Here is an 11,545-nt window from a genome sequence, read left to right as displayed (position 1 = left end):
GCCTGAAGGGCGCGCCAGCAGGGACGGAACGTCAGCCGGCAGCGTGATGCGCTGATGCACCCTGTCGGGATCGGGCTCCGGATTGGCGGACAGAAGTGCCGCCGTATAGGGATGATGCGGCGCGCGGAAGATCGCTTCGGTTTCACCCTGCTCGACGAAGCGTCCGAGATACATCACCGCCATGCGGTCGGCGATCTGGCGCACGACATGCAGATTGTGGGTGATGATCAGCATCGACAGGCCCATGCGGTCGCGCAGATCGTTGAGCAGGTTCAGCACCTCTCCCTGCACCGAGACGTCGAGGCCGGCGGTCGGTTCGTCGGCGACGACCAGCACGGGGTCCAGCGCGATCGCCCGCGCCACACCGACGCGGCGTGCCTGGCCGCCGGAAAGCTGGTGCGGGTAGCGGTCGGCGAAATCGCGCGGCAGTCCGACCAGCGCAAGAAGCCGTGTGACTTCGGCGTTGAGATCGCGATCCGACAGTCCGTGGATGACGAAAGGCTCCGACAGCAGCGAGCGCACGCTGAGCCGTGGTGACAGCGACCCGACCGGATCCTGGAACATCATCGGCATGCGCCGCCGCACCGGTTTCATGGCGGTGTTGGACAGGCCTTGCAGTTCCTGCCCTTCAAACAGGATCGTGCCCGCTTTCACCGGCTGAAGACCGTTGAGGGTGCGCGCCAGCGTCGTCTTGCCCGAGCCGGATTCGCCGACCAGCGCGAAGGTGCTGCCTCGTTGAAGAGTGAAGCTGACACCGGACACCGCTTCGATCTCGGTGGCTCGCCCGGCGAGCCTGGCGGACAGGCCGCCAACCCGGAACGAGACTCGCAAATCGCTGACGCGGAGCAGGTCGTCGGAGCTCATGCGTTCATCGCTCCCAAGGGAATGTCCGCATGCCAGCAGTGGGCGATGTGAGACCCACCGAGGATTGCGCTGGGAGGCGTCGTCAGGCATTGGGCGTCGGCGCGATCGCAGCGCGGCTGGAAGACGCAGCCGCTTGGTCGGCGGCGCAGATCCGGCAAGGTCCCGGCGATGGTCGGCAGGCGGGCAACCCGCTGCGACAGCCGCGCGGGATCACAGGCCAAAAGCTTCTGCGTGTAGGGATGGCGCGCATCGTGGAAGATCTCGCGAGTCGTGCCGCTCTCCACCACCTCACCGGCATACATCACGATCATCTCGTCGCAGAGTTCGGCAATCACGCCCAGATGATGCGAGATGAACAGCACCGAGCAGCCGATGTCGCGCTGCAGATCCTTGAGCAGTTCGATGGTGGCCACCTCCAGCGTGGCATCGAGCGCAGTTGTCGGCTCGTCGGCGATCAGCAGCGCCGGTTCCATCATCAGCGCCATGGCGATGGCGATGCGCTGCTTCATGCCGCCGGAGAACTCGTGCGGAAACTGTGTCAGCCGGCTTTCCGGATCGGGAATCCGCACCTTGCGCAGCATGGCGACCGAACGCGCATCCTTGTCCCGCTTCGACAGACCGGAGCGATACTGGATGTCGCGCATCTGCCGCCCCACCGAAAGCACCGGGTTGAGCGCACCCATCGGATCCTGGAACACGGTGGCGATCCTTTGCCCGCGCAGGCCGCGCATCGCGGTCGGGTCGAGCCGGGCAAGGTCCTTGTCGCCCTCGAAGATGATCTCGCCCGATGTGATTTCACCATTGTCGGCGAGCAGGCCGAGAATGGCGTTGATGAGCGTCGATTTCCCGCAGCCGGATTCGCCGACCACGCCGACGCTGCGGTTGGCCGGCACGGAAAAGCTCACCTGCTTCAGCGCCTCCAATCGCCCACTCTCGGTGTGGAAGGCGACGCTCAGATTCTTGACCTCGAGAACCGTCATGAGCGCCCCTTCAGCCGGGGATCGAAGAGGTCGCGCAGCGTCTCGCCGAAGAAGGTGAAACCGAGTGTCGTCAGCACGATCGGCAGGCCGCCGGCAATCACGATCCAGTAGGAATCGCGAATGTTGGCGAAGCCGTCATTGAGGATCGCGCCCCAGCTCGGCGTCGGCGGCCGCACGCCGAGCCCGAGAAAGCTCATGCCGGCCTCGATCGCCACCACCACGGGAATGTCCATCGATATCAAGATCAGGATCGGGCCGATGATGTTGGGCAGGATATGGACGCGCAGGATGCGGCCCGCACTGGCGCCCATCGAGCGCGCCGCCATGACATGTTCGGCTGATTTGAGCACCAGCGTCTGGGTTCTGATGATGCGGGCATAACCCGGCACATTGACCAGCATCACCACCAGCACCACCGCGTAGAGCGAGGGGCCGAACAGGGTGACCAGCGTCAGCGCCAGCATAACGGTGGGAAAGCTCTTCACCGCGTCGAAGATCAGCAGCAGCACATTGTCGAGCCAGCGCGGCCCATAGCCTGCGATCAGCCCCAGCACGACGCCGACAACCAGCGACACCGCTGTCGCGCCCAGCGCGATCAAAAGCGCGACGCGCCCGCCATAGAGCACTCGGGTGAGAAGATCGCGGCCGAGATGGTCGGTGCCGAGCAGATGCAGCAGGCTCGGCGAAGCGAAACGTTCGGCCGGCGATATCTTGCTCGGCGCATAGCTGGTCAGGCCGCTGGCGAACACCGCTGACAGCACCACCACCGTCACCAGCGTCAGGCCGATGGCGCCCAGCGGTTCGCGCATGATGCGGCGCACGGTGCGCCATATCATGCCGAGACGGAAGCTGCGGGATGGCAGCTCAGTTGAAACTTGATCTGACACGGGGATCCAATAGGCCGACCAGGATGTCGGCCGCTACGTTGACGAGGACGAAGAAGACCGTGGTAACCAGCACGGCTCCGGAGACGATTGGATAGTTGCGCACCGAGATCGCCTCATAGACCAGCTTGCCGATGCCGGGACGGGCGAAGACGATTTCGGCGAAGACGGAAGACGACAGCATGTGGCCGATGCCGACGCCGAGCAAGGTGATGGTCGGCAGCACGGCGATGCGCAGCGCATAGGTGTAGACGATCCGGTGCTCGGTCAGGCCGAAGGCGCGCGCCGTGCGGATATGGCTGGCCTCCAGCGTCTCCAGCATCGAGGCGCGCACCATGCGCGAGATATAGCCGATCCAGCCAAGGCCGACCGCCAGAGACGGCAGGATGAGGTGCTGAAGCCGGCTGGCGAGGTCGCCCGGTTCGCCGGCGCCGATCGCCGGAAGCCATTGCAGGGCGACCGCAAACACCAGCAGCGAATAGATGGCGACGACGAAGGATGGCACGGCGATCATCGCCACCGACAGGACCCCGATCACCTGGTCGACAAAGCCGCCGCGCCGCACCGCTGCGATGCAGCCAAGCGGGATGCCCAGCGCCACCGACCACGTGATGCCGCCGACCACCAGCGCCAGCGTGAACGGAAGCTGTTCCATCACCACGTCCAGAACTGGCCGATCTGATAGCACCTCGGTGCCGAGATCGCCGCGCAGGACCGATCCGTAGAAATGTAGGAACTGCCGCCAAACCGGCTGGTCGAGGCCCATGCGTACGCGCAGCGCCTCCATCATCTCCGGCGTCGCGCGCGGCCCCAGCGCGACGGAGGCCGGGTCGCCGGGAATAAGGTAGACCATGGCGAACATCATCATCATGGCGACGCTGATGATGATGGCGCCAAGCCACAGACGCTTGAGGGCGTAGCGGATCATTTCCAGTACCTGTCGGACGGTCTTTGGCGGGAACGAGCCCCGCCCGCCGATGTCATGCCGGTTTGAAGTCGGTGAACACGGGTTCGCCGTTCGGCTTCAGGCCGGCCACTAGCGTGTCTCGATTCATGATGCCGGTGACCTCATGCGTCAGGAAAACGTAGTTGCCGTTCTCCTCCATCAGGTCCTGCAGCTTCTTGTAGATGACATCGCGTTTTGCCGGGTCGAGCTCGACCATGCCCTCGGCGTTGAGCTTGTCGAATTCCTCGCTTGAAAAACGCTCCCAGTTCCACACACCGATCTGGTCGCGGGTAAACCAGGCGGTGGCCCAGCTCGGATCCGGCTGCATGGAGAAGCGGCTGATGATCATCTGCAGCTTTTTCCAGTAGTCGCCTTCCTTGGCGCCAAGCGTCCAGAAAGTGCCGCTGTCGTTCTGCTTGATCTCCACATTGAGGCCGACATCCTGCAGGTTCGACTGCACGACCTGCGCCGCGGTCAGCCGCTCGGTCTTGTTGAGGATGTCGAGCGTGATCGTGGTGCCGGCCAGCCCCTCCTTGGCGATCATGTCGCGGGCGCGGTCCGGATCGAAATCGAAGAGGTTCTTCTCGCGATGGCCAGGCAGGCCGGGCGCGATGATGCCGGTGGCCGTAGCGGCCGCACCGAAATAGGCAGCGTCGACCACCGCCTTGCGATCCACCGCGTACTGAACCGCGCGGCGCATGTTCGGATTGTCGAAAGGGGCGACATCCTGGTTCATGCCGAGCCAGACAAAGGCCAGCGAAGGCTTCTCGACGACGGTCGTCTTTGGCGGCGGTGTCTGCTTCAGCCGCGAGATCGAGGAGACCGCGGTCCAGGTGTAGTCGAGGTCGCCGGCCTCATAGCCAAGTTCGGCGGTCTTCTCATCCTCGATCGGATGGATGTGGATTTCCGCGAAGGCGCCCTGCTCGTACTTCCAGTCGGGATTGCGCACCAGCACCGTGCGCTGCTTGGGCAGCCATTCCTTCAGGATGTAGGGGCCCGACTGGGCCACCGGCTTGACGCCCATCTTGCCACCGAGCTCGGTGATGGCGCGCTTCGACAGGATGGTGCCGGACGGCGTCGGCAAGGTCGACGTCCACAGCGGCGCGAAGGCCTGCTTCAGGTGGATCAGCCCCGACAGCTTGTCCTTGACCTCGACCTCCTTGAGCGTTGCCCAGTCGCCGGAATAGGGGCTCTTGTTGGCGGGGTCGGCGATGCGTTCGATCGAAAACTTGACGTCTTCCGCCGTCATCTGGCCGTAGCCATCGGTGAAGCCGATATTGTCGCGCAGCTGGAAGGAGACGGTCAGCGGATCGAGCTGCTTGATCGTTTCCGCAGCCATCGGCCGCCAGCCCCAGCTATCGCCCGGCGTGGTGACGACGAGGCCTGCGAAGATGACGCTGGTGATGTCGCCTTCGGGGGCCGCCAGCCGGAAACAAGGGTCGAGCGTCTGGATGTCGGCGTAGGATCGCACCTTGAGGATCGGCCCGTCGCTCGACCAGGAAACTTTTGGATTGACCATTGAGGCGAGGCCGAAAGCGCCGGCTCCGGCGAGCAAGCTGCGGCGCGAAACCCTGGTGTCGGCTAGAATGGACATGCTCTACCCCTCTGCTGTTTTCGTTGTCTTGTTTTTCAGGCCGCGGGCCATTCTCCAAGCCGGGCCGAATGTACCGGTCCGCTAAAACTGCTAATAATAGACATCTATGTCTAGCGAAAATTTTGCCGGCATGTCCGAATCTTGGATACGGACGATCTTGCGGGAAATCTTGATATCCGATCCGCCCCCGCCGCTGCGTCGGCATAGGCAAGCGGCTAAGCGCGAAATGTGATCGCGCACACGGTGCGGCCTGGCCCGCCATTCGGTGGGGCCTGGATCAAGAGCTGGAGCGGAGACGCGCTCTCCGCTACCTTCACTTCCAGATTTCGGCCGCCAGGCGCACGAAATTGCCGCCCAGGACGTTGCGCACGGTCTGCTCGGACTGGCCGCGGCGCAGAAGCACATCGGTCAGTTCGCGCATCTGGCCGGGAGCCGCGTAGGTCGTCGCCCCTTCCGGATATTCGCTCTTGGGCCAGAATTGCGGATTGTCGGAAATGATACGGTCGATGCCTTTGACGTCGACGGGGAAGGCGTAGTCCAGCCCGATGCCGACATGATTTGGGCCAGCCAGATCGACGAGATATTCAATGTGGTCAGCCAGCCTGTCCGAGTCCGTCCGCCCTTCTCCCAGGAAACGATTGAGCCCGACAATCGCGACGATGCCGCCGGTGCGCGCGCAGGCCTTTATCTGCTCGTCGGTGATGTTGCGGCCATGGCCGCACAAGGCCTTGGCGTTGGAGTGCGAGAAGATCACCGGCCGGTTGGAATATTCCATCACCTCCATCGAAGTGCGATAGCCGGTGTGGGTGACGTCGACGAACATGCCGAGACGGTTCATCTCGTCGATGACCTGGCGGCCGAACGCCGTCAGGCTGGTCTCGACATCGTGGCAACCGCCGCCGGCGAGGTTGTTCCTGTTGTAGGCAAACAGGATCTGGCGGACGCCCAGATGGTGATAAAATTCCACCATCTCGACGCGGCCGTCGAGCGCGTTCATGCCCTCGATGTCGAAGGTGATCGCCAGTTTGCCCTCGAGCTTGGCCTTGCGGATTTCCGCGACGGAGGAGACCAGCGTGTAGTGCTCAGGGTTGGCAAGGATCCAGTGGCGGAAATTCGCGAGGGTCCGCACTGTCTGCTCCCAGGGCAACAGGTCGAAGCCGACATCGATGGACAGATAGTCGATGCCGGCATCGCGCCAGATCTGCAGATTGTTCAGGTCCGCCGCCGGATCCGGCATGAAGCCGGAATGCGCGTCCCATATGATTTCACTGTCGAAAATGGCCTGGGCGGCAGTCGAAACGCTCACTTTTTCCTCGCTCTCTCGGCAACACCAACAACGGAAGGCCAGATCAAGCGGCGTTCCGGACGTGTGATCCAGATGCAGTACGCGTCAAGTATCAGGCCACAGACACATGTGTCTAGACAGCTCCGAACGGGCCTGTATGGTCGCCGTCGCTGCATGTCGCTCCGACCGGACCATCGGCAAAAGGGAGAACAAAGATGAGCTCAAACGGAAGCCATGGCGGGAGCGATAGCAGGCATATCGCCGTGATCGGCGGCGGCATTATCGGCTGCAGCGCGGCTTTCCATTTGCTGCGGTCCGGCGTGCGCCAAGTGACGGTCATCGATGCCGGCCAGCCGGGTGCCGCAACCACAAGCGCTGGTGCTGGCTTCGTCTCCCATTGGTCCGCCGGCATGATTCCCGCTTGCCGAAGAGGGCCTTCAGCTGCAGCAATATGGCCTCGATTTCTATCGCAGGCTGCACGAGGTCGGCGTCGAGATCGGCTATCGGCCGAACGGCACCTTGATCATGGCGCTGACCGAGGACGGGCGCGAGCGTTTCGTCCGACCGGTGCTGGACTCTCCTTATGCACCGCCGGAAATGCAGGATTTGAACGCCGCGCAGATCGGCCAGAAGATGCAGGGCCTCATCGATCCGGCGCGGGTCCATTCGGCCGCCTACAATCCGCATGGCATCCAGCTCGACACCAAGCTGGCGATGGGGGTACTGACCGGCCAGATCAGCGAACTCGGCGGTGTTTTTCGCAGCGGCACACGCGTAACGGCCGTCCATGATGCCGGCGATCGGGTGACCATCGAGACCGATCAGGGCAGCCTTGAGGCTGACGGCGTGATCGTTGCCGCCGGCGCCTGGAACAACCAGGTCATGTCAGGCCTCGGCTGGAAGTTGCCGCTGCTGCGCGTCGTCGCAACGCGCATCGTCACCGACGATCGCGGGCTGCCGTCGACCATTCCCACGGTCCAGTGCCGCGAATTGCGGCTGTGGCTGCGCGAAACATTCGGCGCCGTCATGTGGGGAACCGGCCGGCATTACAAACCTCTCTACAAGACCGACGACAACGAGATCGAACCTGGCCAGCCGCACAATATCGAGCTGATGCGGGAGACCTCCGAGCAGGAGCTTGCCGAGTTGCAGACTGTGTTCCCGCCCCTGCGCGGTTCGACGATCGCGAGCTGGGCGCAAGGCGTGCCGTGCTACACGCCCGACAACGGCCTTGTCGTTGCCAAGGTGCCCGGCAGCGACAATGTCGTGGTTGTCGGCGGCGATAATGAGAGCGGCGTCACCCATGGACCGGGCCTCGGCCGGCTATCCTGCGAACTGGTCCTCGGGCAGACCCCGTTCGTTTCCGCCGAGCGGTTCCGTGTCGATCGTTACGCCTCCGGTGCGTTCAAGTCGGAGGCCGAGATCGAGGCCGCCATGCCTGGGGCGCGCGTCATGAAGCGTCGCGGTTCGGTCGCGAGGCTTGATGGTCAGCTGTCGCCGACGCTGGCCTGCCAGCTGTCCCAGACGCTGGCCTGCAAGCTGTCCCCGACACTATCCAGCAGCGCCCGCGCCACTCCCCTGACCGTTGGACCGGCATTCTTCCTCATGACGATGTGGAAGGAGCCGGCGTGGCGACGCGAGGCCTTCGTCAGCCGAACGAGCTGGCCGCGGCGCAGATGCTCGTCGGCAAACCCCGCCCAGGCGAGCGCAGCTCCGCGTCCGGCGATGGTTTCATGGATCATCGACATGTAGCTGGTGAACCGAGGACCATCGAGTTTCCGCTCGGTTCCGATCCATGACTGCCAACTGTCGATCGCGCCGGGCGGCGTCACCTGGTGCAGCAGCGGCACCGCCAGGAAAGCCTCGGGGTCCTCCGAGGCGAGCGCCGGGTAACGCGCCAGGAACGCCGGTGCGCAAACCGGGAACCATTCGCCGTCGAGCAGTTTGTCGGCCACGAATTCGGGCCATTGCCCGGCTTCGCCGAAACGGATCGACAGTGCCACTTCGGGCTGGTCGAAATCCCTGTAATCGGTGGATGTCTGCAAAAGCACCCGGTCGCCGGCCACCCGCGAGGTGATGAGGTCGAAGCGCGGCATCAGCCATGCCTGCGCGAAATCGTGGCTGCAGCCGACCACGAATGTATCGCTGTCGTGCGCGGTCAAATCCTCGACCGCTTGCCTGATGGTGCCAAGACCCTCGCGGATCGCTTCGGCCAGCGTGTTGCCGGCCCCGGTGACGGCGACGCGGTTGCCCTTGCGCGTGAACAGCTCGACCGACAACTGGCGCTCGAGATTGGCGACATGCCGGCTGACCGCCGATTGGGCGATGTTGAGCTCCTGCGCGGCCAGCGTCAGCCCGCCATGCCTGGCGGCAGCCTCGAAGACGACCATGGCGTTCAGCAGGGGAAGCGATGTCTTGAGGGTTTTCACGATCCGAACCTACATTCATGCCTTTTCGATATGAAGGTCTATCATTTCTGTATTTGCCGCAAGCCTTTCCGCATCGCACACTCTATCGAAAAATCATCCTAACGCCAGCGAGCAGAAAGGTGTTTGCCGTGCAGGCCTACACATCGAACGGCCAGCCAATCGACAGAAGCGAGACCGTCAGGCTGATTGACCGGCAACGTCCGGACTGGTCGCTGGAACAGGCCTTCTATGCCGACCCGGCGATCTTCGCGCTGGAACGGGACTTGTGGTTTCCGCGCCAATGGATGCTTGTCGCCCATTCCAGCGAGGTGCCTGAAAAGGGCCGCTACATCGTGCGCCAGCTGTTCGACGAGGAGATCATCGTCGTGCGCTTCGGCGATGGCGAGGACGACATCGCGGCCTATTACAATGTCTGCACCCATCGCGGCTCGCGGCTCTGCGCCAAAGATGGTCGCGGCAAGCTTCTGGTCTGCCCCTATCATGCCTGGTCGTTCAGGCTGACCGGTGAATTGCAGTCGCGGCAGGACCTTCCTGCAAGCGTCGATCCGGAAGGACTGGGACTGCACCGCGTGCCCTGCAAGGGTTTCGGCGGCCTCGTCTTCTGTGGCCTCGATGCCAATTCGTTGCCCGAGATCCAGCCCGTCGCGGACGGGCTAACCGCCGGCTTGCGCGAAAACGGCCTCGACCGTGCACGCATCGTCGCCCGCAAGAATTATCTGACCAAGGCGAACTGGAAGCTGGTGCTCGAGAACTTCCTTGAATGCTATCACTGCCGTCCGGCTCACCCCGAATATTACCGCGTCAACGGCCATGTCAAAGTGACCGCGACCCGCGACGCCGACAAGGCAGTCGAGTGGCAGAACGAAATCGAGGCCTGGCACAGCGTCATCGGCGATGCCGAGTTCCACAAGGGCGCATGGCAAGCAGGCGACCTCGACACGATGCCGTTTGCCATGCACCGCAAGCCGATCGGCTCCGGCCGTAACACGCTGTCCAATACGGGCGAGGGGGTCTCGTGCCTGATGGGCGGCCGTCACGCCTATGATGGCGGCGAAAGCGGCTTTCGCCTCGGACGCCTGTCGTTTGCAAGTGCTGCCAACGACTATGCCACGCTGTTCCAGATGATACCGCGCAACGCCATGGAAACAGACGCCATCCTGACCTGGCTCGTCGACAAGGATGCCGATAACGACGTCGACGCCGATGCGATCAGCTGGATGTGGGACGTCACCACGGTGCAGGACAAGAAGATCACCGAAGACAATGCCGACGGCATCATGTCGCGCGCCTACCGGCCGGGCCCCTACACGCCGCTGGAAAGCCAGACCTCGTTCTTCGTGCAGACCTATCTGTCGGAACTGCGTTCGCTGATCACCGGCACGCGCGGCGCGACCGTCAGCCAGTGGTCCGCGCCGAAGGAACTTTTCGCATCGCCCAAGGCGGCGAGCTGCAACACGCGGCTCTGACCCGCGGCCGAAGATGCCTCTTTGAGGCGTCGCATTCCGATGCCATATGAAGGTGGCCGACGGAATGTTGCGGGAGAGACAGTTTATGACCAAAGGTTCGGACTTGTTCGTCGCGGCCCTCGAGAACGAAGGGGTCGAACGGATTTTCGGCATTCCCGGCGAAGAAAATCTCGATATCGTCGAATCCATCCGCCGCTCCTCGATCCAGCTGATCCTGACCCGCCACGAGCAAGCAGCCGCTTTCATGGCCGCCACCTATGGCAGGCTCACCGGCAAGGCAGGTGTGTGCATCACCACGCTTGGCCCAGGCGCGCTCAATCTTTCGACCGGTTCGGCCTATGCGCTGCTCGGCGCGATGCCGATGATCATGATCACCGGCCAGAAGGGCATCCTGTCATCCCGGCAGGCGCGCTTCCAGATCGTCGACATCGTCGCGGCGATGAAGCCGCTGACCAAGCTGTCGCGCCAGATCGTCTCGCCGAAGATGATCCCCTCGCTGGTGCGCGAAGCTTTCCGTGTCGCCCAGGAAGAACGTCCCGGCCCCGTACATCTGGAACTGCCGGAAGACATTGCGGCGGCCGAGTGTGAGCCGATCGCACTGGTGCCGACGCACCCGGTCGAACTGCCGCTGGCCAGCCCGGGTGCGCTTGATCGCGCCGCCCTTATGATCATGGAAGCCAGGCGCCCGCTGCTGATGTTCGGCGCGGCGGCGTCGCGTCCGCGCGTGACCCCCGATGTCGCGCAGTTCGTGCTGCGGACGCAAATTCCCTATTTCACCACGCAGATGGGCAAGGGAACCGTGCCCGGCGGCACGGAGCTCTATATGGGAACGGCAGCCCTTTCGGAGCGCGACTACGTGCACGAGGCCATCGAGCAGGCCGATCTGATCATCACCATCGGTCACGACACCGTGGAGAAGCCGCCCTTCATCATGGGAGCGAAGGGGCCGAGGGTCATTCATGTCGGCTACCAATCAGCCGATGTCGAGCAGGTCTATTTCCCGCAAGCCGAAATCGTCGGCGACCTCGGCCCTTCGCTGGCGCTGCTGGCCGACCGCATCGAGGGCAAGATCCCCAACGCGCAGGTCCTGCTGCCGC

The 11,545-nt window shown here is 63.5% G+C and carries 9 protein-coding genes and 2 pseudogenes; 4 read left to right on the top strand and 7 right to left on the bottom strand.

Annotated elements, in window-relative coordinates; genetic code table 11:
* From EN750_RS05230 to EN750_RS05205, 6 genes are all read right to left on the bottom strand, one after another.
* Positions 1–864, bottom strand: an 864-nt coding sequence (locus EN750_RS05230) for an oligopeptide/dipeptide ABC transporter ATP-binding protein (protein WP_145967434.1), incomplete at its 3' end; no start/stop codon positions are given.
* Positions 861–1,844, bottom strand: a complete 984-nt coding sequence (locus EN750_RS05225; RefSeq protein WP_127395806.1) for an ABC transporter ATP-binding protein — start codon at positions 1,842–1,844, stop codon at positions 861–863. The genes EN750_RS05230 and EN750_RS05225, both read right to left, overlap by 4 nt.
* Positions 1,841–2,680: an ABC transporter permease gene (locus EN750_RS05220; protein ID WP_127395805.1), complete on the bottom strand. Its 840-nt coding sequence runs from the start codon at positions 2,678–2,680 to the stop codon at positions 1,841–1,843. The genes EN750_RS05225 and EN750_RS05220 overlap by 4 nt, the downstream gene beginning before the upstream one ends.
* A gap of 28 nt (positions 2,681–2,708) precedes the next feature.
* On the bottom strand, positions 2,709–3,656 hold the full coding sequence (locus EN750_RS05215) for an ABC transporter permease (RefSeq protein ID WP_127327013.1): 948 nt from the start codon (positions 3,654–3,656) through the stop codon (positions 2,709–2,711).
* 52 nt (positions 3,657–3,708) lie between these two features.
* Positions 3,709–5,268 (bottom strand): ABC transporter substrate-binding protein, encoded by a 1,560-nt coding sequence (locus EN750_RS05210; protein ID WP_127395804.1) that lies wholly within the window; start codon positions 5,266–5,268, stop codon positions 3,709–3,711.
* Between the two features lie 313 nt (positions 5,269–5,581).
* Positions 5,582–6,574 (bottom strand): membrane dipeptidase, encoded by a 993-nt coding sequence (locus tag EN750_RS05205; protein WP_127395803.1) that lies wholly within the window; start codon positions 6,572–6,574, stop codon positions 5,582–5,584.
* A 194-nt stretch (positions 6,575–6,768) separates the two neighbouring features.
* Here EN750_RS05205 and EN750_RS41620 point away from each other — a divergent pair.
* Both EN750_RS41620 and EN750_RS40470 read left to right on the top strand, forming a co-directional pair.
* A pseudogene (locus EN750_RS41620) lies at positions 6,769–6,875 on the top strand (hypothetical protein); the annotation flags it as partial.
* Positions 6,876–6,994: 119 nt separating this feature from the next.
* A pseudogene (locus tag EN750_RS40470) lies at positions 6,995–7,831 on the top strand (FAD-binding oxidoreductase); the annotation flags it as partial.
* 209 nt (positions 7,832–8,040) lie between these two features.
* On the opposite strand, the gene EN750_RS05195 reads toward EN750_RS40470, so the two are convergent.
* Positions 8,041–8,982: a LysR family transcriptional regulator gene (locus tag EN750_RS05195; protein ID WP_127395802.1), complete on the bottom strand. Its 942-nt coding sequence runs from the start codon at positions 8,980–8,982 to the stop codon at positions 8,041–8,043.
* Positions 8,983–9,110: 128 nt separating this feature from the next.
* Between EN750_RS05195 and EN750_RS05190 the strand changes: the two genes are divergently transcribed.
* Both EN750_RS05190 and EN750_RS05185 read left to right on the top strand, forming a co-directional pair.
* The gene (locus tag EN750_RS05190; protein WP_189526054.1) at positions 9,111–10,448 is read left to right on the top strand and encodes an aromatic ring-hydroxylating dioxygenase subunit alpha; all 1,338 of its coding nucleotides are present in this window, start codon (positions 9,111–9,113) and stop codon (positions 10,446–10,448) included.
* 85 nt (positions 10,449–10,533) lie between these two features.
* Positions 10,534–11,545 (top strand): thiamine pyrophosphate-binding protein (locus EN750_RS05185; protein WP_245482622.1); only part of this gene is annotated, 1,012 nt, incomplete at its 3' end.

It is taken from the genome of Mesorhizobium sp. M7A.F.Ca.ET.027.03.2.1 (assembly GCF_003999175.1).
In the GTDB taxonomy this organism is placed as follows: Bacteria; Pseudomonadota; Alphaproteobacteria; order Rhizobiales; family Rhizobiaceae; genus Mesorhizobium.
This window is presented reverse-complemented; position numbering and strand designations above follow the sequence as displayed.